Origin of the sequence: Streptomyces sp. D2-8 (assembly GCF_023184515.1) — a bacterium.
In the GTDB taxonomy this organism is placed as follows: domain Bacteria; phylum Actinomycetota; class Actinomycetes; order Streptomycetales; family Streptomycetaceae; genus Streptomyces.
In genome coordinates this window covers 1-24,953 of the sequence record NZ_JAAHBP010000025.1, presented here as the reverse complement: position 1 = coordinate 24,953, position 24,953 = coordinate 1, and the positions used below count along the sequence as shown (strand labels likewise).

Sequence of the window (24,953 nt, the reverse complement as noted above, 5' to 3'; positions counted from 1 at the left end):
AGCGGAATCGCGACGTACAACCACCCGCGCAGCCCCCTCGGCCTGTGCTCTCACCGGCGATTTGGACACCCGGCCAGCCTAAGGCCCGGCACCGACATCCGCCCCGGCCCCTGAAGATCGGCGCCCAATTGGACCCCTGCCGCTTACCCCGGGACACGTGTGCGGCATCCTTGTGACAGATCACACTGTTTGGTCCGTCCGGCAATATGGGCACCACAGTGCCTTGATACAAGGGGGATCAAGGTCCCCTGAGCAGGTCGACAAGGAGAGAACTCGTGGACGACGTTCTGCGGCGCAATCCGCTCTTCGCGGCGCTCGATGACGAGCAGGCCGCGGAGCTCCGCGCCTCCATGAGTGAGGTGACCCTCGCCCGCGGTGACTCGCTGTTCCATGAGGGCGACCCAGGTGACCGCCTGTACGTGGTCACGGAGGGCAAGGTGAAGCTCCACCGCACGTCCCCCGACGGCCGCGAGAACATGCTGGCCGTGGTCGGCCCCGGCGAGCTCATCGGTGAGCTGTCGCTGTTCGACCCGGGCCCGCGCACCGCGACCGCCACGGCACTGACCGAGGTCAAGCTGCTCGGCCTCGGCCACGGCGACCTCCAGCCCTGGCTGAACGCCCGCCCGGAGGTGGCCACGGCGCTGCTGCGCGCCGTCGCGCGCCGGCTGCGCAAGACCAACGACGCGATGTCCGACCTCGTCTTCTCGGACGTCCCGGGCCGTGTCGCCCGCGCCCTGCTCGACCTGTCGCGCCGGTTCGGCGTGCAGTCCGAGGAGGGCATCCACGTCGTGCACGACCTCACGCAGGAGGAGCTGGCCCAACTGGTCGGCGCGTCCCGCGAGACGGTCAACAAGGCCCTCGCGGACTTCGCCCAGCGCGGCTGGCTGCGCCTGGAGGCCCGCGCGGTGATCCTCCTGGACGTGGAACGCCTCGCCAAGCGCTCACGCTGACGCGCCCACCCGGCCGTACGTCATCGGGCCCCGTCTCCTCACGAGACGGGGCCCGACGGCGTGTCCGGCGCGGTCAGATGAGCCCGTGCTCCTCCAGATAGTCGAGCTGGGCCCGTACCGACAGTTCCGCCGCCGGCCACAGGGAGCGGTCCACGTCGGCGTAGACACGGGTGACGACCTGCGTGGGGGTGCGGCAGCCGTCCTCGACGGCCGTCTCGACCTGAGCCAGGCGGGTGGCGCGGTGGGCGAGGTAGTACTCGACGGCGCCCTGGGCGTCGTCCAGGACCGGGCCGTGGCCCGGCAGGACCGTGTGGACGCCGTCGTCGACCGTGAGGGAGCGCAGGCGGCGCAGGGAGTCCAGGTAGTCGCCGAGGCGGCCGTCGGGGTGGGCCACGACCGTCGTGCCGCGGCCCAGGATCGTGTCGCCGGTGAGGACGGCCCGGTCGGCCGGGAGGTGGAAACAGAGGGAGTCCGCGGTGTGGCCGGGCGTCGGTACGACGCGCAGTTCCAGGCCGCCGGTGGTGACGACGTCTCCGGCTGCCAGGCCCTCCTCGCCCAGCCGCAGAGCCGGGTCGAGGGCACGCACGCGCGTGCCGGTCAGTTCGGCGAACCGGGCGGCGCCCTCGGCGTGGTCGGGGTGGCCGTGGGTCAGCAGGGTGAGGGCGACGCGCTTGCCGGCCTGCTCGGCCGTGGCGACGACCCGGCGCAGGTGCCCGTCGTCCAGCGGCCCCGGGTCGACCACCACGGCCAGGTCCGAATCGGGCTCGGAGACGATCCAGGTGTTCGTGCCGTCCAGGGTCATCGCCGACGCGTTGGGGGCCAGCACGTTGACGGCCCGCGCGGTGGCGGGCCCCGAGAGGACCCCGCCGCGGGGCCGACCGGGAAGGGCGCTTGCGTCCGTCATGCGGTGGCTCCCCCGGTCGCGATGTGCTTGGTGAACTCGTCGTGGCCCGGCCAGGAGAGCACGATCTCCCCGTCCACCAGGCGGGCGGTGGCCAGGACGGGCGTGAGGTCACGCCCCGGGGCGGCATCGAGCGCCTGGGCGGCCGTCCCGTACGCCGTCAGCTGGCGCAGGGTCGCGATCGTCGGCGGCATCATCAGCAGCTCGCCCTCGTCGTACCCGGCCGCCGCCTCGCGCGGGGCGATCCACACCGTGCGGTCGGCCTCCGTGGAGGCGTTCCGGGTGCGCTGCCCCTCGGGAAGCGCGGCCACGAAGAACCACGTGTCGTAGCGGCGGGCCTCGAACTCCGGGGTGATCCAGCGGGTCCAGGCCCCGAGCAGGTCGGAGCGCAGGACCAGGCCGCGGCGGTCCAGGAACTCCGCGAAGGACAGGTCCCGGGCGACCAGGGCGGCCCGGTCCGCCTCCCAGTCGGCTCCCGTGGTGTCGCCGACGACCGTGTCGGCGGCCGGCCCGGCGAGCAGCACGCCCGCCTCCTCGTACGTCTCGCGTACGGCCGCGCAAACGATCGCCTGGGCCGCCGTCTCGTCGACGCCGAGCCGGTCCGCCCACCACGCGCGCGTGGGACCCGCCCAGCGGACGTGGTGGTCGTCGTCGCGCGGGTCGACACCGCCGCCCGGATACGCGTACGCGCCTCCGGCGAAGGCCATGGAGGCGCGTCTGCGCAGCATGTGGACGGCGGGGCCGCTGCCGGTGTCCTTCAGGAGCATGACGGTGGCCGCGCGCTTGGGGGTCACCGGGGTGAGGGAGCCAGCCGCGAGTGCGCGGATGCGGTCCGGCCACTCCGGGGGGTACCACTGACCGTTCGCCATGGGCGCGAGGCTATCCCGTGACGGGCGGATGTTCGAGTGGCCCCGGGGACGGATTCCGCAGCTGGGGCCACCGAAGAGGGTGCCGGCGGGTGCTACGCGAGCTCCACCTGGATCTCGACCTCGACCGGCGCGTCCAGCGGCAGCACCGCGACGCCCACCGCGCTGCGCGCGTGCACGCCCTTGTCGCCGAGGACCTCGCCGAGCAGCTCGCTCGCGCCGTTCAGCACCGCGGGCTGGCCCGTGAAGTCCGAGGCCGAGGCCACGAAGCCGACGACCTTCACCACGCGCGCGATCCGGTCCAGGTCACCGGCGACGGACTTGACGGCGGCCAGGGCGTTCAGCGCACACGTGCGTGCCAGCTCCCTGGCCTCCTCCGGGGTGACCTCCGCGCCGACCTTGCCGGTGACCGGAAGCTTGCCCTCCACCATCGGGAGCTGCCCGGCGGTGTAGACGTACGGACCGGACTGCACGGCCGGCTGGTACGCGGCGAGCGGCGGGACCACGTCGGGCAGGCTCAGGCCGAGCTCGGCCAGCTTCGCCTCGACGGCGCCCACTACTGCTTCTCCCGCTTCAGGTAGGCGACGAGCTGCTCGGGGTTGTTCGGCCCGGGCACGACCTGGACGAGCTCCCAGCCGTCCTCGCCCCAGGTGTCCAGAATCTGCTTCGTGGCGTGGACGAGCAGCGGCACGGTTGAGTATTCCCACTTGGTCATGCGGCCGACTCTAACCCCTGGCGGACAGGGGCCACGCGGCCCACTGCGGCACCGGTTATCCACAGCCTCCCGCGTAGCCCGGGCGCGGACTGGTTAGGCTCGAATACGTGAGCAGGCTCCAGGTCGTCAGCGGCAAGGGCGGTACCGGCAAGACCACGGTGGCCGCGGCCCTAGCGCTGGCCCTGGCCACGGAGGGGAAGCGGACGCTTCTCGTCGAGGTCGAGGGCCGTCAGGGCATCGCGCAGCTCTTCGAAACGGAGGCGCTGCCTTATGAGGAACGGAAAATCGCGGTAGCACCCGGGGGCGGGGAGGTGTACGCACTCGCCATCGACCCCGAACTGGCCCTTCTGGACTACCTCCAGATGTTCTACAAGCTGGGCAGCGCCGGACGGGCCCTGAAGAAGCTCGGCGCGATCGACTTCGCCACCACCATCGCGCCCGGCCTCAGGGACGTCCTCCTGACCGGCAAGGCGTGCGAGGCGGTGCGCCGCAAGGAGCGCAGCGGGCGGTTCGTCTACGACTACGTCGTCATGGACGCCCCGCCGACCGGGCGGATCACACGCTTCCTGAACGTGAACGACGAGGTGGCGGGCCTCGCCAAGATCGGCCCGATACACAATCAGGCACAGGCCGTGATGCGGGTGCTGAAGTCGCCGGAGACGGCCGTGCACCTGGTGACGCTGCTGGAGGAGATGCCCGTCCAGGAGACCGTGGACGGCATCGCCGAGCTGCGTTCGGCCCGGCTGCCGGTGGGGCGGATCATCGTGAACATGGTCCGGCCGGAGGTGTTGGACGAGACAGACCTGGAACTCGTACGGACGGTCCCGCGTTCCACTGTCGCGCGGTCCCTGTCGTCCGCGGGGCTCGGCGGGGCGCGGCGCGGCGGGCGCGCCGAGCGGCTGGTGGACCCGCTGCTCACGCAGGCCGAGGAGTACGCCGAGCGCTACACGCTGGAGCACGAGCAGCGAGCGGTCCTGGCCGAGCTGGGCCTGCCGCTGCACGAACTGCCGCTGTTCGCCGAGGGCATGGACCTGGCGGGGCTGTACGAGCTGGCCCGCGAGCTGCGCGAGCAGGGCGTGTCATGAGCCAGGACAGACAGGCAAGGCCCGTCATGAGTCGGAAGCAGGGGATGTCATGAGTCGTCCGGACCCGGCCCACACCCACGACCCGGCCCGCCCTCATCTCACCCCCGCGCGCCTGCTCGACATCGATCCGCTGCTGGAGAACCCGAAGACCCGGATCGTGGTCTGCTGCGGCTCGGGCGGGGTGGGCAAGACCACGACCGCGGCGGCCCTGGGCCTGCGCGCGGCCGAGCGGGGCCGCAAGGTGGTCGTCCTGACCATCGACCCGGCCCGCCGGCTGGCCCAGTCGATGGGCATCGACTCGCTGGACAACACCCCGCGCCGGGTGAAGGGCATCGACGACTCCGCGGGCGGCGAGCTGCACGCGATGATGCTCGACATGAAGCGCACCTTCGACGAGATCGTCGAGGTGCACGCGGACCCCGAGCGGGCGGCCGCCATCCTGGCCAACCCCTTCTACCAGTCGCTCTCGGCGGGCTTCGCGGGCACGCAGGAGTACATGGCGATGGAGAAGCTCGGGCAGCTGCGCGCCCGGGACGAGTGGGATCTGATCGTCGTCGACACCCCGCCGTCCCGCTCGGCGCTGGACTTCCTGGACGCGCCCAAGCGGCTCGGCTCGTTCCTGGACGGCCGGCTGATCCGGCTGCTGACGGCACCGGCGAAGCTGGGCGGCCGCGCCGGGATGAAGTTCCTGAACGTCGGGATGTCGATGATGACCGGCACCCTCGGCAAGCTGCTCGGCGGTCAGCTCCTCAAGGACGTCCAGACGTTCGTGTCCGCGATGGACACCACCTTCGGCGGCTTCCGCACCCGCGCGGACGCGACGTACAAGCTGCTCCAGGCGCCCGGCACGGCGTTCCTCGTGGTCGCGGCCCCGGAGCGGGACGCGCTGCGCGAGGCCGCGTACTTCGTGGAGCGGCTGGCCGCGGAGGACATGCCGCTCGCCGGGCTGGTGCTCAACCGGGTGCACGGCAGCGGCGCCGACCGGCTGTCGGCCGAGCGGGCGCTCGCCGCCGCGGAAAATCTTGAAGAGCCCCGCATTGTGGATCAGGAGGGCGGGAAAGCAGTACTTCGTAACTCCCCCGACACACAGGACAGTTCAGACTCTCCCAGGTCCGGAACACCAGCTCAGGCTCCGGCATCGGCTCCCGAAGGTGGCTCCCCCGCCAAGGACGCCGAAGACGCCGAGGACATCGAGAACACCGAGCGGTCCGTCGACCAGCTCACCGCAAGCCTGCTGAGGCTGCACGCCGATCGCATGCAGCTGCTCTCCCGCGAGCAGCACACGCGTGACCGCTTCACCGCGCTCCACCCCGAGGTGGCCGTGACGGAAGTGGCCGCGCTGCCCGGCGACGTGCACGACCTCGCGGGACTGCGCGACATCGGCGAACGGCTCGCGGCCGGCGAGCGCGAGCTTCCCGACCCCGCCGACCAGCCGGAGCCGCCCGAGGCGACTGCCTGAGGGCAACCCGGCGAGGGCGCGGGGCTCATGAGCGAGGACGAAGGACTCGCAGGCGAAGGACTCGCAGGCGATGGCGAAGGGCCCGGGAAGGGCCCTCAGACCTGGACCTGGGGAGCTCCCGAGGGGCTCCTCAGCTCACCGCCGCGTAGTTCTCGTAGATCTCGTCGTCGTCGAGGGGCAGGACACCGCACCCCCGCTCGTACTCCGTGCGCGCCGTCTCCAGCAGCCGGCGCCAGGAGGTCACAGTGGGACGCCTGCGCAGCAGTGCGCGGCGCTCCCGCTCCGTCATGCCTCCCCACACGCCGAACTCGACGCGGTTGTCGAGCGCGTCGGCCAGGCACTCCGTGCGCACCGGGCATCCGGTGCACACCGCCTTGGCCCTGTTCTGCGCTGCTCCTTGAACGAACAGTTCATCCGGATCGGTAGTGCGGCAGGCCGCCTGCGCACTCCAGTCGGTTACCCAGCCCATACCGGCGCCGTCCTCTCCCGAATCGAGGCTCCCCCACGGCGGCAGCGGCATATTCACCGCCGCCAGTTGAGGACGTTACGGAAGGTGGGCACAGCGCAACACCCCCTTCGGGCCCAATCTTGAATGGCCCGAACGGACTATGGGTAAGCGGCAGATCACCCGGGGGAGTGACCTGGCGACATACGTAACTTTCCCGTCAAACCGGGACAGTTCAGTTGCGTCACAACGGACGCCGTATGACACACAAGGCGGATTCGGACACGTCCCCACCAAAAAAGTTGGGGAACACCCGGAACGATTCGGGGTCGCCGGACGTATTGATACGTGGCCTCGCTGCTGTGACAGTTGAGAGCAGCTTAGGCCAAGGCCTATACGCCTGTCCGGAGAATGAGAACGTAGGCTGCCCTCATGCCAAAGAAGCGCTCGGGCGGTGGTCTGTCTCCCACGCAGCAGGCCGCCAAGTTCCTCGGTGTCAGTGTCCTCGCGGGAGCCGTGCTGGCCGGCATCGCGCTCCCAGCGGTGGGGGCGCTGGGCCTGGCGGCCAAGGGATCGGTCGAGAGCTTCGACGATCTCCCGGCCAACATGAAGACCCCGCCGCTGAGTCAGCGCACCTCCATCCTCGACGCCGACGGCGGCCGGATCGCCACGGCCTACTCGCGCGACCGCACGGTGGTCCCCCTCAAGGACGTCTCGCCCTACATGCAGAAGGCGATCGTCGCGATCGAGGACTCGCGCTTCTACCAGCACGGCGCGGTCGACCTGAAGGGCGTCCTGCGCGCCCTCAACAAGAACGCGCGCAGCGGTGAGGTCGCCCAGGGCGCCTCCACGCTGACCCAGCAGTACGTCAAGAACGTCTTCGTCGAGGAGGCCGGCGACGACCCGACGAAGGTCGCGCAGGCCACCCAGCAGACCATCGGCCGCAAGATCCGCGAGCTCAAGTACGCGATCCAGGTCGAGGAGGAGCTGGGCAAGAAGAAGATCCTCGAGAACTACCTGAACATCACGTTCTTCGGCCAGCAGGCCTACGGCGTCGAGGCCGCGGCCCAGCGCTACTTCTCCCGGTCCGCCAAGGACCTCAGCCTCGAGCAGTCGGCCCTGCTCGCCGGCATCGTCCAGTCGCCCAGCCGGTACGACCCGGTCAACGACGAGACGGAGGCCACCAAGCGCCGCAACACCGTGCTGCAGCGCATGGCGGCCGTCGGCGACATCTCCAGGGCGCAGGCCGCCGACGCGATGAAGGCACCGCTCGGCCTGAAGGTCAGCAAACCCAAGAACGGCTGCATCACGGCGGTCAAGGGCGCGGGCTTCTTCTGTGACTACGTGCGCGAGGTCTTCCTGACCGACCCCGTCTTCGGCAAGAGCAGGGAGCAGCGCGCGAAGATCTGGAACCAGGGCGGCCTCACCGTCCGCACGACCATGGACCCGAAGGCGCAGAAGGCGGCGCAGCGGTCCATCAAGGAGCACGTCTACAAGAGCGACGACGTGGCCACGGCCGTCTCCCTCGTCCAGCCGGGCACCGGCAAGGTCCTCGCCATGGGCCAGTCGCGTCCGTACGGCTTCAAGAAGAACGAGACGCAGATCAACCTGTCCGTCGACCAGCCGATGGGCGGCGGCATCGGCTACCAGCCCGGTTCGACGTTCAAGCCGATCGTGGCCGCCGCTGCCCTTGAGGACGGCATGCCGGCGAACAAGGTGTACTCGTCGCCGTACCGGATGGCGTACCCGAGCCCGGTCTCGGCCTGTGACGGCAAGCGGTGGGTGAACGACCCCGCCAACCCGGCCAAGCTGGAGAACGAGAACTCCTCCGAGGTCGGCCCGTACGACATGCGGGAGGCGACCGCCAAGTCGGTCAACACCTACTACGTGCAGATGATCAGCGACATCGGCATCTGCCCGGTGACGACGATGGCGAAGAAGATGGGCGTCGTGCGGGCCGACGGCGACAAGATGCCCCAGGTGCCCTCCATCGCCCTCGGCACCCAGGAGATGTCCCCGCTGACCATGGCGAACGCGTACGCGACCTTCGCCTCGCGCGGCATGTACTGCACGCCGGTCGCCATCGAGTCGGTCAGCCGGCGGGTCGGTGACAAGACCACGTCGCTCGAGGTGCCGAAGTCGACGTGCTCGCGCGCGATGTCGGAGAAGACCGCCGACACCATCAACACGCTGCTGCGGGGCGTCGTCGAGGACGGTACGGGCAAGAAGGCCGGCCTCGGCAGCCGCCCCAGCGCCGGTAAGACCGGTACGACGGACGAGCGCTACGCGGCCTGGTTCGTGGGCTACACCCCGAACCTGGCCGGTGCCGTGTGGGTCGGCGACCCCGCGCACAAGCGGAAGATGGTCGGCATCACCATCGGCGGCGTCCCGCACGACAAGGTGTTCGGCGGCGAGGTCCCCGGGCCGATCTGGGGCGACATGATGTCCGGCGCGCTGGAGGGCAAGCCCGTCGAGGACTTCAACACCGTCCACATCCCCGACAGCAAGCCCCGGGACCGCGGGGACGGGGACGGGGACGGGGACGGCGGCGATCGTGACGACGGAGGCAACGGCGACAACGACGGCTTCATCGGCGGCCTGGTCGGCGGCAACAACGGCGGAGGCGGCGGCGAGCCCTTCCCGACGCCTTCCTTCTCCATCCCGGAGGGCTTCTTCCGGGGCCAGGGCAACGGCGGGAACGGCAACGGCGGCCGGTCCGGCTGAGCAGACGGTGTGACCCGACGGGGGCGGCCCCCTCTTCCCTTACGGGAGGAGGGGGCCGTCGCCGTTTTCGGCAGGTGTGACGGTCTGCCCGCCGGCAGACGAAGGGGTCAGCCGGCCGGAGACGAAGGGGTCAGCCCGCCAGCAGCTTCTTCACCGCGGCGGCGACACGGCCGCCCTCGGCCTGCCCGGCCACCTTCGGGTTCACGATCTTCATGACCGCACCCATGGCCCGCGGCCCCTCGGCACCGGCCGCCTTCGCCTCCTCGACGGCCTGGGCGACGATCTGCTGGAGCTGCTCGTCCGACAGCTGCTGCGGCAGGTACGTGGCGAGGACCTCGCCCTCCGCCTTCTCCCGCTCGGCCTGCTCGGGACGACCACCCTGCGCGAAGGCGTCGGCCGCCTCACGGCGCTTCTTCGCCTCCCGGGTGATCACCTTCTGCACCTCGTCGTCGGAGAGCTCGCGCTTCTCCTTGCCCGCGACCTCCTCCTTGGTGATCGCGGCGAGCGTCAGCCGGAGCGTCGAGGAGCGCAGCTCGTCGCGCTCCTTGATCGCAACGTTGAGGTCATCCTGCAGCTTCGACTTGAGCGTGGTCATGGGGTTGATTGTCGCAGGTGCGGCGGGAAGGGCGCCCTCGATTTAGGGGGCCATGGCCGAAGGACCGGTGCCGTCAGGGGGTTTCGGGCACCGCCCGGACACGGGCAACGGCCGGGGTCTGACACGATGGCCGTATGCGCGCGCGATACGGAGTCCCCCTGGGAATCACGGCGGCCGGTGCCGCCGGTCTGTTGTACGCGGCGGGCTTCGAGGCCCGCTCCTTCCGCCTCCGCCGGGTCACCGTCCCGGTCCTGCCCCTGGGAATGCGCCCCCTGCGTGTCCTCCAGGTCTCCGACATCCACATGGTCGGCGGCCAGCGCAAGAAGCAGCGCTGGCTGCGTTCCCTGGCGGGCCTGCGCCCCGACTTCGTGATCAACACGGGCGACAACCTCTCCGACCCGGAGGGCGTCCCGGAGGTCCTCGACGCGCTCGGCCCCCTGATGGAGTTCCCGGGCGCGTACGTCTTCGGGTCCAACGACTACTACGGCCCCAAGCTGCGCAATCCCGCCCGCTACCTGCTCGAGAAGGCCCAGGGCCGCCACGGGCTCAACGGCAACGCGCCGGCCGAGGGCGTGGTGCACAACCCGTGGGAGGACCTGCGGGACGGTTTCGACGCGGCGGGCTGGCTCAATCTGACCAACTCGCGCGGCGAGCTCAAGCTCGAGGGCGGCTCGGTGGAGCTCACGGGCCTGGACGACCCGCACATCAAGCGGGACCGCTACGCGCAGGTGGCGGGCGGTCCGTCCGAGGCGGCGGACTTCTCGATGGGCGTCGTGCACGCCCCGTACCTGCGCACCCTGGACGCCTTCACGGCCGACGCCTACCCCCTGATCCTGGCCGGCCACACCCACGGCGGCCAGCTGTGCATCCCCTTCTACGGCGCCCTGGTCACCAACTGCGACCTGGACACGGACCGGGTGAAGGGCCTGTCCACGCACAGGGCGGAGGGCCGGACGTCGTACCTCCACGTGTCGGCGGGCTGCGGCACGAACCGCTACACACCGGTCCGGTTCGCCTGCCCGCCGGAGGCCACGTTGCTGACCTTGGTAGGGCGCGAGGACCGGGAGAGGTAACCCGCACAGCCCCGCCCGCATCGCCCCCTATGTCCGTTTCTGCCAGCGTGGGGGCATGACCGCCCCGATACCCCGGGACATCCCGGACCTCCCAGCGATACCGTCCCCGCCGGCGCTGAAGCCCTCCCCCGTGCCCGCCACGGCCGTCGTCACCCCGGTCCGCCGCCCCGCGGCCGCGGCCTTCCGCCTGCTGGTCGCCCTCGCGGCGGCCGCGGGTGTGACGCTGGAGGTACTCCTCGGCGACCCGTCCCGGGTCCTGAGCTACTTCGCGATCCAGAGCAACGTGCTGCTGGCGCTGGTCATGGCCCTCTCGGCACGCCGCGCATGGACCGCCCGCCGCCCGCTGCCGGGTGCCGTACTGGGCGCCACGCTGCTCTACGTCGTCATCGCGGCCCTGGTGCACCACCTGCTCCTGGCGAACGAGCCGAGCCCGTTCTCCCTCACGGGCGGGGCCGCCGCGCCGACGGGCTGGCAGGCCCTCTCCCACGGGGTGCTGCACACGGTGACCCCGATCGCGGCGGTACTGGACTGGCTCCTGCTCACGTCCCCGGGCCGCCTGCGCCTCCGCCAGGCCGGCACCTGGCTCCTCTACCCCATGGCCTACCTGGCCTTCTGCCTCACCCGAGGCGAGCTGCTCCTCCCGGGCACGCCCGACCGCTACCTCTACCCCTTCCTGGACGTCGGCCAGGACGGCTTCAAGCGCGTTCTGGGCAACGCCCTCCTCCTGGGCCTCTCCTTCTACGCCCTGGCCGTGCTCCTCGTGGCCCTCGACCACGCCCGCCCGAACCCCATCCGCCACCGGGGGAAAACCGGATTTCGTCTCTAGCCACCGGTGGGCTAAAGTAAACGTCGTCGCCGCGACAGCAGCGACATCGGGGTGTAGCGCAGCTTGGCAGCGCGCTTCGTTCGGGACGAAGAGGTCGTGGGTTCAAATCCCGCCACCCCGACAGTGAAGTATCAGGTCAGAGGGCTCTCACCAAGTCGGTGGGAGCCCTCTGACGTTGTTGCGTGTCTAACTGCGTGACTACGGCGAGGAACCGATGAGATGCCGCCACCGCTGCGGCACCCTCAGGTAGCCACGGAGCCGGCCATGCCTCTCGGACGCACGCCTACTCCCAGAGCCGAACTGCGTAGTAGACCGCTTGCATGGTGCGCGCCGCTATGGTGCAGACATCACGCAGCTTCCTGATCTTTCGGGGGAGGCGGAACGTCTTGATCTTCTTCTCCGACAAGGGGTCACACCTCTCGATCCGAGTGATTGACCCGACTGGAGAGCAGAGTTTCGGCAGCGCCGTACCACCGGAATGGTTGTGCTCCACCCCGCCAGAGACGGGAGGCGTGGTCACCAACGTCGTCGGCGGTGACGAACTGGGGAACCTCGCGCGTCGGCCACCCCGGATAGACAGCCACGCCGCGTGCGGCTATCCAATCGATCCTGGTCTGGTTGGGGTCGATGACCAACAAATCGCCGTATCCGGCAGGCAGAGAGAACCTGTCCATGTCCAGAAGAGACCAGCGATTCCCTTCAGGGGTTGCCTGGAAGGACACCTCAATGACCTGAGGGCCCGTGTGACTGAAGAGGAACCCATGCGCGCGTCCCACTTCCCGCAGGTCGCCTACGCCGACCGGGAGCCACGGAATCGGATCACCAGGCGAGTCGGGATCCCAGTCGCCCGGCCATCCATACCTGCCGTAGGCATAGCGACTGGACCAAGTCGACGGGAGGCAGGTATCGGCGGGATCTCGCGGACCGTCGAAAGCACGCACAAGGAGACGGTGATAGCTCATGTCGCTCGTCGCCAACGTCACGCGCGTCCGTTCGGGACCTGCAGTGCAGTGGAGCAAACCCCATTCGCCAGGACTCGGCGCCAGAGCCCGCCGCGCGCAGAGAGCCGCATAGCTAAGCCCCTTTTGCGCCGCAACTGCACGCGTCACCTCAGAGCGTTCGTGGGGAACGAGTCTGCTGATGTCGATGGACACCGGGAACCGGCCCTTCGTTCAAGCGGCACTACTTCGGCGCCGCGTTGCCGTAGAGCTTGACCTGGTGCGCCCATCGGCGCCACCGCCTCCAAAAGCGCTTCTTTGGAGGAGTCGCACAAGGGATCACAAGGCTCTGAGCTGGCCGTTTAGCGGTTCCAACGACGTCCTACGAGTGGTCTTGCGGAGCGATCCGCAGCCTCAATTCACTCGGTCGTGTGTACGGGTTACAGGCACCGATCCCGCGATTCTTACCGTGCCGTGATGAGAGATGTAGCGCAGGGGCCACCCACCGATGTCGGTGGGTGGCCCCTGATCGCTTTGTGTCTACTGCTTCGGACCAGCACCGAAGATGCCGTCCATGACGACGGCGCCGGTCTGGATGACAGGCCGGATCTGCTTCCGGTAGACCTCCTCGGTCACGGCCGTCCCGGAGTGCCCGACGAGCCGGGAGATCACTTCCAGCGGTACGCCACGGTCGGACAGCAGGGATACGAAGCTGTGCCGCAGCTCCCGAGGCGTCCACTCATCGGCGTTGACCCCGTCGACGTCCTTGAGCGCCTGGCGGAAGGCGCGGCGAACATTGGCCGCGTCGAGCGGCTTGCCCACTGCTGAGGAGAAGACGAGCCCGTGTTCCTCCCACTTGTCGTCGGCGGCGAGCCGATCCCAGCCCTGATCTTCGAATTGCTGCCAGAGGGCTTCGACGCAGCGCGCCGGCAGGGCGAGCGTGCGCCGGGACTTGCGGGTCTTGGTGTCCCCGCTCCGCCGGACCGACCGCCACACCGCGATATGCGGAGGCTGCGGCGGGTCGGCGTCCGGCTTGCCCTTGAGGAAGACGTGGTCCCAGGTGAGCGCCCGCAGCTCCTCGGTACGGGCACCCGTCAGCAGGGCAACGACGATGTACGCGTACATGGAGGTCCCCTCGGCACCCTTGAGGACGGCCTCGGCCTGAGCGAAGGTGAGCGCCTTGGAGGGGCGCCCGGCTTGCCCTTGAGGCACCGAGCACAGCTCGACGACGTTCGGCTTCACCTTGTCCCGGGCCATGGCCCGCTTGACCGCGCGGTTGAGGCAGGAGTGGATCGCCTGCAGAGTGCGCGTGCTGAGCGTTCTCGCCTTGGCGGCCAGCCAGCGGTCTACGTCCTCCGCGCTGAGGTCGCGGAGCTTGCGCGCGCCGAGTGACGGGATGACGTGCTTCTGGCTCAGCAGCGTCGTGGTCTCGACGGTGCGCGGGTCGAGACCGGCCAGGCCGTAGGTGAGCCAGTCCGTCACCGCGTCCTTGACCGTGTAGTTGGTGGGCGCGATCGCGAGGCCGTCCTCGTGGTCCCGCAACACCTCCTTGAGCTTGTTCTTCGCCTCCGTCTTGGTCTTGCCACTCCCCCGCTTGACGATCCGCTTGCCGCTCGGATCGAAGCCGAGGTTCGCCGTGGCGATCCAGCGTTGCCGCTTCTCATCCCAGTGCAGGCCACCATCCCCGCGGCTCCGACGCTTGGTCATCAGGCCGCACGCTCCATCTGACCCGCGATGAAGTCACGCAGAGCGATAGCAGGGATGCGCCGGCATCGGCCGATGGTGACCGAGGTCAGCTGCCCCGTACGGATCAGGTCGTACACCGTGGACCGGCCGAGCCTGAGACGGGCCATCACCTCGGCAACGGTGAGCAGTTCGTCGTCACGCACGGGTGGGTTCTCCTTCCGTTCCGGGGGCGGGTTCGAGAGTTTCGGCGAGCCAGGCTTCGGCGTCGGTGAGGCCGGTTCCGGCGTAGACCCAATGCGCGAGGACGAGGGTCGTGTCCGGCTCGGTCTCGGCGGCTGAGGCGGCTTGTGCGCGGCGCCATTCGGCGCGGGCGTCGCGGAGGGCGCCGAGGGTGGTGGAGTAGCGGCGGGACTTGGTGGAGAAGTGGCCGCGGAAGCCGAGCATGTGGGCCCAGGCACGCAGGCGGAGGTGCTCGAGAGCCTTACGGGCACCCAGGGTCCAGGCGGTACGGATGAGCTGGCGGGCGTGGTCGCTGATGTCGAGCTGGGCGAGTTCGGCGAGGAACTTCAGCGGCCGGTCCAGGGCTCCCGTGGCGGTCTCGGCGCCCTTGGTGGCGTACTTCGCGATGTACGCGGCGACGGCTCGTTCGGTCAGTTCCTGGCCGCCGTCGAAGTCGACCGAGCGGATGGTGCGCACGTCGAGCTGACGGCCGAAGGTGAAGGTATGCGCGCGGCCGTCGATGACCGGGCCGTCCACGCGAGCGGCGGCGGTGGCGGCCTGGATGGCGTCGGTCAGCAGCTCGGCGGTGGCCCAGGCAGGTGGTGGGGTGTTGCCGCCCTCGGGGCCGTCGATGCGGAGGACGGCGTGGAAGTGGACGGCTCCGCGCTTTTGGTACTCGGCGACCTTGGCGAAGGACACCCGGGCGTGCTCGCGGAAGGCCCGCTGAGTCAGTCCGGCGCGCTTGGCGACCTCTCGGCGCAGGTAGGTCGAGAAGCGCCGCCACAGCGGACCGGCGTGGGCGTTCCAGAGCACGGCTGCTTCGTAGTCGTAGGTGTCCGGGTCGAGCGGGGTGCCGAGTGCGGGGTCGTCCTGGTCGTGGAGCGTGCCGCAGCGACAGCGGCGGACCGAACGGGCCGGGCCGGTGGGGCGGTTGTGGACGGGGCCGAAGCTGGGTGCGGTGAAGGTGGCGAAGACGCGCGGGTGGGCGGCGACGTGTTCGGGGACGCCCTTGCCGCCGCGCAGTCCGGAGGTGATCAGGTGGAAGGTGTCGCGGCGGTAGACCTCGGCGCAGGCCGCGCAGCGGGTTGTGCGGCGGTTGTTGCAGCGGACCAGGAGGTGACCGGCCGGGAGGCTGGTGGAGTCGAGGTGGTGGAGGACGTTGCCGATCTCGCCGGTGCGGGTGTTCATGTCGTACTCGGTGCGGTGGCCGTCGAGGCGGATCGGGTGGGTGCAGCCGCCGAGGCCGGCGAGCTGGCGCAGGAGTGCGGGCATGGTGCCCAGGGCGGCCAGTTCGCCGAGTTCGTGGAGCGGGGGCGGAGTGGCGCGGGTGATGATGGCTTCTCCTTCTGGTTCGGCTGGAGGGAGAGGGCCCCGGGGCGGCGGATGCTTGGCGGTATCGAGGCCGCCCCGGGGGTCTGGTGGGTCAGTGGCGGTGCTGGTCGCGGAGCATCGAGCGCAGGACCACGGCGGCGACGGCCACGGAGATGGCCGTGACGGCGACGGCGGCCAGGAGCGCGGTCAGCACGACGCCGCCGACGAGGACGGCCGCAACCGCTCCCGTGCTGACGGAGATCTGAGGGGCGGGACGCCGGGCGGGTGTCTGGTCGGCCACGGTGTGGGGGTGCGCGGGCGGCGGTGTCGGGCTGTCGGGGTACTTGGGCAGGAACACAGCGAAGCTCTCCTTACCTACTCGTCTAGTCATGTGAGCCGTTGACGATGTCCACGCCGGAGCGCGTGCCGGACTCGATGGCCGGGGCCATGAACGTGTGCGAGAGCCAGAAGCCGAAGAGGGCGATCAGGACGATGATCCACGTGCGGACGCCGAGAAACTTGACCGCTCCCCAGGCGAAGAAGCCGAGGACGACGACGAGCGGCAGGCTGACAGTCACGGTTTCCAGGTCCTTTCAGCGGACGGGGCAGCGGTGGGTACGGGCGGCCAGCTCTGCGGCGGCGCGGCTGTCGTAGTCGGCGGAGAAACCGCAGCGCGGAGCCGTGCAGGCGGCGGTGTGCTTCTCCCGGCCGCGACCGTCGTAGTACGTGCCGACTTGGACGGGACCGATGCGAGTGACGGAGCGGAAACGGCGGTTGGTGCTCACGTAGGTCTCCTCTCAGAGCTGGGCGGCGATGGCGTCGGCCATGGGCGGCGGAACGCCGAGGCGGGCGCGCAGGGTCGGGGTGTCGATGGCCGTTCCGGTGCGGGCGTGGTGCTCGGCGGCGACTTTCCGGGCGTGCTCGACCAGGGCGGCCGGGACGGCGACGGGCGACGGGGCTGGAGGCTGAGCCGGTGCCGGCTCGGCTGCCGGAGGCGTCGGGGGTTCCGGTGCGGGGTCGGGCTCGTCCTCCTGGTCCTCGATGTGCTGGAACGTCTCTCCGTCCACGGCGTCACTGGTCTCGTCGTGCGAGGCTGGTGGGGAGTGGACGAGGAGAGTGCCGCCGAGGAAGGCGACCGCGGGCCAGCCCGCGACAAGGATGCGGAGCCAGGCCGGTACGTGGTCGAGGTCGAGCAGTCCGGCGGTAGCAACGTTCGCGCCCAAGGATGCGGCGAGGGCGATCAGGAACCAGCACCACCCGGCCGCTTTCGCCTCCCCGGAGCGCAGTCGGCGCCAGGCAGCGACGAGCAGCAGGTCAACGCTGATCGGGTAGGCCCACGCCTTCCACCCGTCCTGTCCGGCCGCCGAGGCGACGTCGTGCAGGTGGGCGAAGGACAGCGCGGCGGCGATGACCGCTTGGACGAGCACCGCGTCGACGCGGGCCAGGTGGGCACGCATGCTGCGGCTCCTTCCGGATTCAGGCATGGGAGGGGTAGGGGCTTGGCGTGAGACGGTCACGCCGACCGGAGCTAAATGCAGGCCCGGGTCAGTCGGTCACCGGTTGGGGCCGCACGACCGGGCCCAGTGCCTCTGCGGGCGATACGGGCACGTCGGGCCGGAAGGGCTTGAGTGCGGGCAGGTCGGGGACCAGGTGGGCCCACTCACGGCAGGCGTCGGCGGTGGCGCCGAGGGAGAGGTACGGCGTGCGGATGCGGGACCAACCGCCGGAGGTGTCACCGGCAACGGCGAGGCCCGGCCGTTCGGGAGCGATGGCGCAGGCGGCGGAGACCGCCTCGGGGGCGATGTCGCCGAGCGCCATCTTCGCGGAGGCTTCGTCGTTGACGCGGTGGCAGACGCGGCCGGTCAACTGGGCCCGCAGCATGGTCGCGCCCTTGCCGAGTTCGGCGCCGAAGCGCTGCCCGCAGACCTCCAGGTAGATGCCGGCGGCCCGGCCGAGCTGGGCGAGGCGGATAAGCTGCGTGACCATCTCGTCCCGGCGTTCCTCGTCCTTCTTCGTGGCAACCAGGAACAGTTCTGCCACCTCGTCGACGAACAGCACGACAGGCACCGGGCGTTCATGCTCGGGCAGGCCCCAGATGTCGGAGGTGATCTTCTCGTCCGGAGTGCTCGACGCGATGCCCTGCCGGGCCTTGATCAGGTCATATCGGTCCTCCATTTCCTTGATGAGCACGGGCAGCAGCTCGGCGGCCTGCTCCGGGTCGGTGGCGAGCGCCGACAGGCGCAGAGCGAAGGGCGCCAGTTCCACGCCCCGTTTGCAGTCGATGCCGACCAGGGCGACGGGCTGACGGGCGAGGCCGGCGACGAGGTGCCGCAGGTACATGGACTTGCCGGACAGCGTGGCGCCGAGGGTGAGTTGGTGCGGCACGGTGCGGTAGTCGCGTACGAACGGAGTGGCGTCCTCCCGCAGCGCGACCGGCACCCGCAGCAGGTCCGGGTGGAGCTTGCTGGGCATACGAACCTTCCGCAGTACGTCGAAGCCGACCAGCCGCAGTTCGACCACCCCCGGCTTGACGGTGGTCACGTAGACAGCGTGGACTCCCCAGGCGTGCCGCAGCCGTTCGGCGGAGGCAGCCACGTCGGCGGGCTCCTGGCCCGGGGCAAGCCGCAGGCGGACCCGCAGCCCGGTCGAGGTCGGCCGGATGATCCCCCGACGCGGCGGCACGGGCCGGACCTCACGGCGGGTGGTGGCCTTGACCGCCAGGACCCGCAGCCTGGAGGGCGCCACGGTCAGGCCGCAGGCTTCCATGACCGAGCCGTAGGAGCTGAGCAGCCGGACCGTGGATATCGGTAAGCCGACTGTGGACCAGTAGACCCGAGGGTGCTTGGCCCGGGCGTAGGCGGCCCCACCGCCGAGCGCGGCGACGGGACCACCCACCTCCAGAAGCGTCGTCAGGTCGGTCATCAGGCCGTGGCTCCCACAGCGGCCGGGAAGGAGGCCGGAGTGACGGCGGCGGCCCGGAATGCGATGCCGTGGCGCTGCTGCCCGTTGAAGACGCTCTCCCAGGGCCGGGCGACCAGGCCCGGCAGAGAGACCGGGGCACCGAGGACGAGCCCCTCCGACACCCCGCTCTCCGGAACGGTCACCTTGATCAGGGACGACTCCCCCTCCTCGATGTAGACGACGCCGACCGTCATCAGTGCCTCACCACTGACGGCGTCCTTGGCAATCTCGCCCGTCTGCCGGTCGCGGACCTTGGGCTCGGGCGCCTCAGTCAGCAGGATCGTCGCGGCCGAGGTCTCCACACGGATGGTGCGCAAGGCTTCTTCCTATCTACTCGTCTAGACAAGATGCAGTCTTCGAACCCGGCGACGCCGGGAACGTCGACCACTCTGCCACACCACTTGCCCACTCGTCTATACGAGTATGCGTGTCGGGGTGTACGAGTCCGGGAAGGTGGCCTCGCGCACCGCCGATCAGTTCGCCGGGAGCTGGTAAGAGAGGACGTAGGCGTCCGCAGCCATGACCGTGTCGCAGACCTCCACAGCCCGCCCAGCCGTGTCGAAGGCGGTGCGGATCAGGTGGATCACCGGCACGCCGGAAGCCAGTTGCAGCGTCTTCACCTCGGACGGCGAGGGCATCCGGGCCCGGATCTCCTCCTCGAAGTGGTCGAGCTGGTGGCCCAGTTCCTCGAGTCGGGCGTAGATACCGCCGGGGCCGGGATTCGGCTCGGCGATCTGCGTACCGCGGGCGATGTCGAGCGGCAGGTAGGAGGTGGCGAACTCGACCGGCCGTCCGTCGAGGAGGTACCGGCGACGCCGGGCGAGCACGCGCCGCACGGAGCCGAGGCGAGTGGAGATGTCCTGACTGGCCTTCTCCTCCTTGACCTCCAGACTGTCCACCTTCGGGTGACTGCCGGCGGCGTCGGCCTCCACGATGAACGCGGACTTTCCCTGCTCGCGGTGGCGTCGAGCGAACCGGTCCGAGGCGAGACGCCGGACAGGGGGCCGGGGCCGGACGAAGACGCCCTTGCCGTGCTCGGCGTGCACCAGGCCCTCGCCCTGGAGGACTGAGAAGGAGTTGCGGACCGTCATCCGGGAAACGCCGTAGTGCTCGACCAGCTCAGCCTCGGAGGGCAGCTTCTCCCCCTCCTTGAATCGCCCACGGTCGATGGCCTCGCGCAGCTGGTCGGCGATCTGCCGGAAGACCGCACGATCACTGGTCGGGTCGAGGCCGCCGAGAATGCTCGGTAGAGACGTCACGCGTACTCCTTTAGGTATCTAGACGAGTGGGCGAGTGTTGTTGCTACGGTGGAGAGCCTAGTCAGCCGAGAGGGCCGAGGAACGTGAGCACAGAACGCCCGCACTCCGTGAGCGTCGCCGGGGTCATCGTCGATGACCAAGGCCGGGCCCTGCTGATCAAGCGCCGCGACAACGGTCACTGGGAGCCCCCGGGCGGCGTCCTCGAACGTGAGGAAACCATCCCTGAGGCCCTCCAGCGTGAAGTTCTCGAAGAGACCGGCATCAAGATCGAGCTTCCTGCGACCCTGACCGGCGTCTACAAGAACATGACGGGCCTGATCGTCTCCATGGTCTTCCGCTGCCAGGCAGCCGACGGCACACCCACCACTGGGGACGAGACCCGCGCACTGCGCTGGGCCACCCGCGAAGAAGTCATCGAACTCGCCGACGAGGCCTACGCGATCCGCATCCTTGACGCACTCGACGCGGCGTCCCCGCCGGCCATCCGCGCCCACGACGGCGTGAAACTCGTCTAGCCCGAACCCGCTGCACATGGCGGCCTACCAGCACGAAGGAACTTGTATGCACGAGTATACGAGTACAGCCCGGGTCTGGGGACTGTCTTGCCCAGGTTTCCCGGAAGAGGTCAGCCGGGCCCGCCGCTGGACGCGGGACATCCTGCGCGGATCTCCCCTGGCCGATGACGCCGAGCTGATCGTGAGCGAGCTGAGCGCGAACGCGATCCTCCACACCGCCAGCGGCACTCAGTCGGGCAGCTTCCATCTGGCACTCGCGGTTTCCCCGCAGGTGGTCGCTCTGTCGGTCACGGACGAGGGCGGCACCGGAACAGCCCCGAAGGTCGAGCACCAGGACGCCCAGGCCGAACACGGCCGGGGCCTGGACATGGTCAGCGCGATCGCACACCGGGTCGTCGTCTACGACAGCTGCGGCGGCTACACGGTCACCGCGGAGCTGTTCACCGAGGCCGGACAGGCGGGAGGGCGTCCATGCTGACGTCCGCCCCTCCCGTGACGCCGAGGCCGGGGAGCCAACCTCTCCCCTACCAGTGCCGAGCCGCCGCCTACCCGGTGAACGAAGCCCGTTCCATCGCCTTGGGATCACACGACACCACAAGCCCGCGTCTCGCCCTGCGCTGGTTACGAGAACGCACGCAGCACATCACTGACCAGCTCGACGCCGCATACGCACAACCGGGCCTGCACTGGCTGACAGACGAGGCCGAGCACGAACGAGCCCTCGCCTACATGACCAGCGGCACGGGCTACCAGTTCACCCTCCACGACGACAGCACCCGCTACGTGCTGCTGGCCTACCCGGTGGGAGCGACCTCATGAACAGGCCCGCCCGCGGCTACTGGTGCGAATGCTGGACCCAGGACGTCAGCGCTACCGAACGGCCGGCGCTCCTGGCCTCGTTCGACGCGTACTCCGCACCCCAGGCGGATCGATGGGTGGCCATCGCTCTCCGCACCATCTCACCGGCACTCGACACTGACGCGTCAGACGAAGCATGGGCATGGCTGCACGAAGAACGTGCCAAGACCCGAAGGGCCCTGCTGCGCTCGGAGCCTTGCACGGTGACCATCACGCACGCCGGCACCCACATCACTTGGACCATCCGGCCAGCGCTCTTCCTGCCGCTTGCACACCGGCAGAGCGCTGAACTTCCAGCGTGCGCACATACCTTCAAGCCTCAGTCGACCGACTGAGTTACAACCTTCTCTACTGGTTCAAGTGCCCGCGCACGGCGCGGGCGCGCGCCGCCTCTGCGGCGCGGCCTGCCTCCTGTCTGCGCCCCGGCTGGCCGCGCCCGGCGGCGCGCTCGACGGCTGCGGGCATGAAGGGGGGAGAAACCCTCTGTGGCTGGGGTGATCGACTCCGCGACTTTAGCCAGCCACTTTGGGGCGAGCCTCTAAGATCATGGCCCCAACGTCGTGCTTTAACGGGCAGGTCCACAGACTGCCCGACTCGCCGGAAGCTTACGGGGCCATGATCACTCGCCCCAAAGCAGCTCCCGGCCAAAGTCGCTCCGCCGATCACGTGGCTGGCTAACAGGTCACGTTGCGTGATGACCGAGCCTGGAGGGAAGGATGCACCTGCACAGCCATCGGGTCGATCACTAACCTGACTGGTTCCGTACCGGCAACGCACACATAGGGGGACTCTCTCTCATGATCGAGCTAGGCATCCTGTTCGGCCTGTTCCTGGTGACAGCGCTGGCTTTGATCTTCGTACTCCTGCGACGACAAAACAGCAAGACGGAGAACGCCGACGGGCTCCTCATCGAGCAAGCACGGCGGTTACAGGCACAGAACGATCGAGTGACCTACGGAACTGGGGCAGTGAACGGCTACATGCCAACCGTGCGCGATCCCCACCGCCGCTAGTTGCAGACAGGCCGTGAGGCGAGGCGCTCGCTGCTCCCGTGAGCGCCCACCTGGACCCTGCGCCGGATCTGGGCCACCCTGCGACTGGCAGAGCGGCAGAGGGGCACACGTGCCCCCTGCGTGCCCGACCGTGCGGCAGCCAGCGGGGAACAACGGGGATCCACGGCAAGCGGCACAAGAACCTCCAGCTCAGCGTCTCGCCAGCTCAGCCCAGGTCCGGTTACGCGGTCTTCCAAACAGGTGCTCCAGGACCTGGTAGTGGCGCTTGACTCGGTCATTGAAACTCCAGCCCAAAGCCGCTCCGCCGACCTGTTACTCGCGCAGAGCGACGATGCTGGAACTGCGTGGAATCGTACGGTAAGCAGCGAAAGGGATCAGCGAAAATCCGGGATGCTGGGGCAGATCGATAAATCCCATGCCCCCCAAATGCTTCATGAGTCCATTGATGCTGTTTGCGAACTTCCCTCTATCTACGGACCCGTCAGGGTTGAAGAAATTGAAATCCGGAACTGTCGTATCTTTGGGGCCGTAGCTCCCCACGCTGCCGACAAGGGTCCATTCTTGTGGCTCCGTTCCGTACCGCGCGAAGAGGATGTCTGCCTCGGTGTCCAGATACTGTCGCCCTTCTTGCAACCGAGACCCGATCAACACGTTTCCCGAATCAACCGGGGAGAGGTTGATATGTAGTCCAGGCGCAAAGATTCCTCTGGCCATGCGGATAATCGAGCGGAGGGAATTGCCGTCTACACCGCCAGGGCCTTGGAAGTCTACGATGGCGTCTTCTAGCTGTCGTTCAGGCTGCACCTGGCCAGGCTTGGGCCGAGGCCCCTGGTGTCCCGACTTCCCCTTGCCTGGCGGAGTTTTCTTAGGCGCATCTGTTAGGTCGACCCCGATTCCCTGCAGCCCGAGGGCTACTGAAGCATACGCTGAGAAAACGCTAGCAGCGTATCGAGTGTCAAAGAGTGACCCCATTGCCGTGATACGCACGAGTGAACCTGGCGGTGCGATTCGCTCCAGGCCGCCGGAATTCCATTGAGAATGGTCTGCTGCTTCCTCCGAAATGTCTCGGAGTAGACCTTCCGACTCCAGTGCTTCTTCCAGTGTGGGGAAGATGGCGTCGCCGAGAGATTTTTGCGTGTAGCGCTCACTTCCAGCGACTTGCAGGTGCTGGGCAACGCTCCTCGGGCCTACTGTGTACCGCTTTTCCTGACTGCTTGTTTCTCGCTCCTCTTCCGCCACTCCACCATCGAGCTGGGCGAGCATGGCCCGGACCTTATCGGTGTCTACGTACAGAAATTCGCGCAGAATCAAGCGACACTCCCTCGCCGATAACGGACTGAGATCGTATCGGCGTCTTGCTGACGTTGTGGTCTGTCTGCGAAGAATGACACTGAGTGCCTGTACGCTGTCGCACCGTTCGTGCCACATCGAGCGGTCAACCACGGTCTATGACGACAGCCGCAGTCGTGACTCCCGGATGTCGCAGGGGCGGACCGCGTATTCCGCCTTACGCCACCAGGCTTACAAAGCAGCGATGCGACCGCGGAGCCCCCTGGGCCGTCCCTGGGCCGTGCGAGGCCGACCAACGCTGACAGTCGGCACCCGCAGGTGACCACCCCCACCCCACTCTGGCCTGGGCAACCGGAGTTGATCTGCCACACTGGATGGGTTATGCCTGCACCCGGAGAACTGAGCTGACGTGCGCTGATCCGCGCATCCGGTGAGTGTCTAACTGCGTGACAACGCCGACGAACAACGCCGACGAACAACGCCGACGAACAACGCCGGACGAGCGCGGACGTCTGCGGACCATCAGCACAGGTGAACGGCACGCCCTCCCAAGGCACCACGCCTACCGGAGTTGCTTCGGGACGAAGAGGTCGTGGGTTCAAATCCCGCCACCCCGACAGTGAAGTACCAGGTCAGGGGCCTGATCCGCATCGCGGGTCGGGCCCCTGGCTGGTTCAGGGGGCCATCCTGGGAGCCCAAGCTCGGCATCCGACTCCCAGGAGGAGGTGGACCGAGGAAGCCGTCTCCGCAAGCGGGTAGCCAGCGCCACGGCGGTGAAGCAATCGGCGCTGGCCTTGGTTCTGCGAACCCCTGGCTGTCAGCGCTCGTCCTTAGGCTGGTACGTGCTGTACCGCGCGTCCCCTAGGAGAGCTCGTGGACCACCTGTACAAAGACTCGGCAACCTCAAGAAGGGCTCCAGGGTCATCGTCGCCGTGCGCAACAAGGCCAACGTGCACGTGATGACCCGCAGCGCGTACAGCAGTTACAAGTCGGGAAAGAGGTACCGGGCCCTCGGTGGCAGCGTCACTCGCTCTCGCTCTCCCCTCTAGGTCACCATCCCCAATAGCGGGCACTGGATCGTCGCCGTCGACCCCGGTGGTTGCCCTGGCCGCATCAGCGCTTCTGTCCAGGTGGAGCCCCCGTTATGTTTTCCGCGGTTCCGCAACGGGACCGCTGGCCTCCGGGCCCGCCATGACTGTTGCCCCCTGTCGAACGGATGACCTGGGGGGTGGTGTCACCGGGCCCGGGAGGTGCCGTCGGAGAC

Annotated in this window: 29 protein-coding genes and 1 tRNA gene; 13 read left to right on the top strand and 17 right to left on the bottom strand. The window is 68.9% G+C overall.

What is annotated here, in order from left to right:
- Positions 1-275: 275 nt before the first annotated feature.
- On the top strand, positions 276-950 hold the full coding sequence (locus tag G3I77_RS33970; protein WP_010031945.1) for a Crp/Fnr family transcriptional regulator: 675 nt from the start codon (positions 276-278) through the stop codon (positions 948-950).
- Positions 951-1,023: 73 nt separating this feature from the next.
- Here the strand turns inward: G3I77_RS33970 and G3I77_RS33965 are convergent, their stop codons facing one another.
- From G3I77_RS33965 to G3I77_RS33950, 4 genes are all read right to left on the bottom strand, one after another.
- Positions 1,024-1,854, bottom strand: coding sequence for an MBL fold metallo-hydrolase (locus tag G3I77_RS33965; protein ID WP_248510004.1), 831 nt, complete (start codon positions 1,852-1,854; stop codon positions 1,024-1,026).
- The gene (locus G3I77_RS33960) at positions 1,851-2,720 is read right to left on the bottom strand and encodes an NUDIX hydrolase (protein ID WP_248510002.1); all 870 of its coding nucleotides are present in this window, start codon (positions 2,718-2,720) and stop codon (positions 1,851-1,853) included. Before G3I77_RS33960 ends, G3I77_RS33965 begins: the two co-directional genes overlap by 4 nt.
- 92 nt (positions 2,721-2,812) lie before the next feature.
- On the bottom strand, positions 2,813-3,274 hold the full coding sequence (locus G3I77_RS33955) for a RidA family protein (RefSeq protein WP_248510000.1): 462 nt from the start codon (positions 3,272-3,274) through the stop codon (positions 2,813-2,815).
- A complete protein-coding gene (locus G3I77_RS33950; protein ID WP_097218487.1) occupies positions 3,274-3,432 on the bottom strand; it encodes a DUF4177 domain-containing protein in 159 nt (52 codons plus the stop codon). Before G3I77_RS33950 ends, G3I77_RS33955 begins: the two co-directional genes overlap by 1 nt.
- 107 nt (positions 3,433-3,539) lie before the next feature.
- On the opposite strand from G3I77_RS33950, the gene G3I77_RS33945 reads away from it, so the two are divergent.
- Together G3I77_RS33945 and G3I77_RS33940 are read left to right on the top strand one after the other, a co-directional pair.
- Positions 3,540-4,517 (top strand): ArsA-related P-loop ATPase, encoded by a 978-nt coding sequence (locus tag G3I77_RS33945; RefSeq protein WP_248509998.1) that lies wholly within the window; start codon positions 3,540-3,542, stop codon positions 4,515-4,517.
- Positions 4,518-4,566: 49 nt separating this feature from the next.
- Positions 4,567-5,976, top strand: a complete 1,410-nt coding sequence (locus tag G3I77_RS33940; RefSeq protein WP_248509997.1) for an ArsA family ATPase — start codon at positions 4,567-4,569, stop codon at positions 5,974-5,976.
- Between the two features lie 130 nt (positions 5,977-6,106).
- Here G3I77_RS33940 and wblA read toward each other — a convergent pair whose 3' ends face one another.
- Positions 6,107-6,445 (bottom strand): WhiB family transcriptional regulator, encoded by a 339-nt coding sequence (gene wblA, locus G3I77_RS33935; protein WP_248509996.1) that lies wholly within the window; start codon positions 6,443-6,445, stop codon positions 6,107-6,109.
- A 408-nt stretch (positions 6,446-6,853) separates the two neighbouring features.
- On the opposite strand from wblA, the gene G3I77_RS33930 reads away from it, so the two are divergent.
- The gene (locus G3I77_RS33930; RefSeq protein WP_248509995.1) at positions 6,854-9,145 is read left to right on the top strand and encodes a transglycosylase domain-containing protein; all 2,292 of its coding nucleotides are present in this window, start codon (positions 6,854-6,856) and stop codon (positions 9,143-9,145) included.
- Between the two features lie 130 nt (positions 9,146-9,275).
- On the opposite strand, the gene G3I77_RS33925 is transcribed toward G3I77_RS33930, so the two are convergent.
- The gene (locus G3I77_RS33925) at positions 9,276-9,740 is read right to left on the bottom strand and encodes a GatB/YqeY domain-containing protein (RefSeq protein ID WP_248509994.1); all 465 of its coding nucleotides are present in this window, start codon (positions 9,738-9,740) and stop codon (positions 9,276-9,278) included.
- Positions 9,741-9,874: 134 nt separating this feature from the next.
- Between G3I77_RS33925 and G3I77_RS33920 the strand changes: the two genes are divergently transcribed.
- The 3 genes from G3I77_RS33920 to G3I77_RS33910 all read left to right on the top strand — a co-directional run bounded on the left by G3I77_RS33920 (position 9,875) and on the right by G3I77_RS33910 (position 11,760).
- Positions 9,875-10,813, top strand: a complete 939-nt coding sequence (locus G3I77_RS33920) for a metallophosphoesterase (protein WP_248509993.1) — start codon at positions 9,875-9,877, stop codon at positions 10,811-10,813.
- A 55-nt stretch (positions 10,814-10,868) separates the two neighbouring features.
- Positions 10,869-11,639 carry a Pr6Pr family membrane protein gene (locus G3I77_RS33915; protein ID WP_248509992.1) on the top strand — a complete coding sequence of 257 codons (771 nt, stop codon included), beginning with the start codon at positions 10,869-10,871 and terminating at the stop codon, positions 11,637-11,639.
- Positions 11,640-11,686: 47 nt separating this feature from the next.
- Positions 11,687-11,760: transfer RNA gene (locus G3I77_RS33910), tRNA-Pro, on the top strand.
- A gap of 1,357 nt (positions 11,761-13,117) precedes the next feature.
- On the opposite strand, the gene xerC is transcribed toward G3I77_RS33910, so the two are convergent.
- From xerC to G3I77_RS33860, 10 genes are all read right to left on the bottom strand, one after another.
- Positions 13,118-14,284, bottom strand: a complete 1,167-nt coding sequence (gene xerC, locus G3I77_RS33905; RefSeq protein WP_248509990.1) for a tyrosine recombinase XerC — start codon at positions 14,282-14,284, stop codon at positions 13,118-13,120.
- Positions 14,284-14,466, bottom strand: a complete 183-nt coding sequence (locus G3I77_RS33900; RefSeq protein WP_248509987.1) for a helix-turn-helix domain-containing protein — start codon at positions 14,464-14,466, stop codon at positions 14,284-14,286. The genes xerC and G3I77_RS33900 overlap by 1 nt, the downstream gene beginning before the upstream one ends.
- The gene (locus tag G3I77_RS33895) at positions 14,459-15,754 is read right to left on the bottom strand and encodes a replication initiator (protein WP_248509985.1); all 1,296 of its coding nucleotides are present in this window, start codon (positions 15,752-15,754) and stop codon (positions 14,459-14,461) included. Before G3I77_RS33895 ends, G3I77_RS33900 begins: the two co-directional genes overlap by 8 nt.
- Before the next feature lie 151 nt (positions 15,755-15,905).
- The gene (locus G3I77_RS33890; protein ID WP_248509983.1) at positions 15,906-16,151 is read right to left on the bottom strand and encodes a SpdD protein; all 246 of its coding nucleotides are present in this window, start codon (positions 16,149-16,151) and stop codon (positions 15,906-15,908) included.
- Positions 16,152-16,176: 25 nt separating this feature from the next.
- The gene (locus G3I77_RS33885) at positions 16,177-16,371 is read right to left on the bottom strand and encodes a hypothetical protein (protein WP_248509981.1); all 195 of its coding nucleotides are present in this window, start codon (positions 16,369-16,371) and stop codon (positions 16,177-16,179) included.
- Between the two features lie 15 nt (positions 16,372-16,386).
- Complete coding sequence (locus G3I77_RS33880; RefSeq protein WP_248509980.1) at positions 16,387-16,578, bottom strand: mobile element transfer protein; 192 nt, start codon at positions 16,576-16,578, stop codon at positions 16,387-16,389.
- 12 nt (positions 16,579-16,590) lie between these two features.
- Entirely contained in the window at positions 16,591-17,250 is a 660-nt protein-coding gene (locus tag G3I77_RS33875) for a DUF2637 domain-containing protein (protein ID WP_248509978.1), read from the bottom strand.
- Positions 17,251-17,338: 88 nt separating this feature from the next.
- Positions 17,339-18,715, bottom strand: coding sequence for an FtsK/SpoIIIE domain-containing protein (locus G3I77_RS33870; RefSeq protein WP_248509976.1), 1,377 nt, complete (start codon positions 18,713-18,715; stop codon positions 17,339-17,341).
- A complete protein-coding gene (locus tag G3I77_RS33865; protein ID WP_248509969.1) occupies positions 18,715-19,071 on the bottom strand; it encodes a hypothetical protein in 357 nt (118 codons plus the stop codon). Before G3I77_RS33865 ends, G3I77_RS33870 begins: the two co-directional genes overlap by 1 nt.
- Before the next feature lie 156 nt (positions 19,072-19,227).
- Positions 19,228-20,013, bottom strand: coding sequence for a GntR family transcriptional regulator (locus tag G3I77_RS33860; RefSeq protein WP_101279784.1), 786 nt, complete (start codon positions 20,011-20,013; stop codon positions 19,228-19,230).
- 107 nt (positions 20,014-20,120) lie between these two features.
- Here G3I77_RS33860 and G3I77_RS33855 point away from each other — a divergent pair, with 107 nt between their 5' ends.
- The 5 genes from G3I77_RS33855 to G3I77_RS33835 all read left to right on the top strand — a co-directional run bounded on the left by G3I77_RS33855 (position 20,121) and on the right by G3I77_RS33835 (position 22,399).
- The gene (locus G3I77_RS33855; protein ID WP_248510252.1) at positions 20,121-20,528 is read left to right on the top strand and encodes an NUDIX hydrolase; all 408 of its coding nucleotides are present in this window, start codon (positions 20,121-20,123) and stop codon (positions 20,526-20,528) included.
- Between the two features lie 46 nt (positions 20,529-20,574).
- Positions 20,575-21,006, top strand: a complete 432-nt coding sequence (locus tag G3I77_RS33850) for an ATP-binding protein (protein WP_248509967.1) — start codon at positions 20,575-20,577, stop codon at positions 21,004-21,006.
- 98 nt (positions 21,007-21,104) lie between these two features.
- The gene (locus tag G3I77_RS33845; protein WP_308311435.1) at positions 21,105-21,347 is read left to right on the top strand and encodes a hypothetical protein; all 243 of its coding nucleotides are present in this window, start codon (positions 21,105-21,107) and stop codon (positions 21,345-21,347) included.
- A complete protein-coding gene (locus G3I77_RS33840) occupies positions 21,344-21,721 on the top strand; it encodes a hypothetical protein (protein WP_248509963.1) in 378 nt (125 codons plus the stop codon). Before G3I77_RS33845 ends, G3I77_RS33840 begins: the two co-directional genes overlap by 4 nt.
- A gap of 462 nt (positions 21,722-22,183) precedes the next feature.
- A complete protein-coding gene (locus tag G3I77_RS33835) occupies positions 22,184-22,399 on the top strand; it encodes a cytochrome c-type biogenesis protein CcmH (RefSeq protein WP_248509956.1) in 216 nt (71 codons plus the stop codon).
- A gap of 312 nt (positions 22,400-22,711) precedes the next feature.
- Here the strand turns inward: G3I77_RS33835 and G3I77_RS33830 are convergent, their stop codons facing one another.
- A complete protein-coding gene (locus G3I77_RS33830) occupies positions 22,712-23,710 on the bottom strand; it encodes a hypothetical protein (protein ID WP_248509955.1) in 999 nt (332 codons plus the stop codon).
- Between the two features lie 704 nt (positions 23,711-24,414).
- Here G3I77_RS33830 and G3I77_RS41325 point away from each other — a divergent pair.
- A complete protein-coding gene (locus G3I77_RS41325) occupies positions 24,415-24,738 on the top strand; it encodes a DUF1883 domain-containing protein (protein WP_374387844.1) in 324 nt (107 codons plus the stop codon).
- Positions 24,739-24,953: the final 215 nt, after the last annotated feature.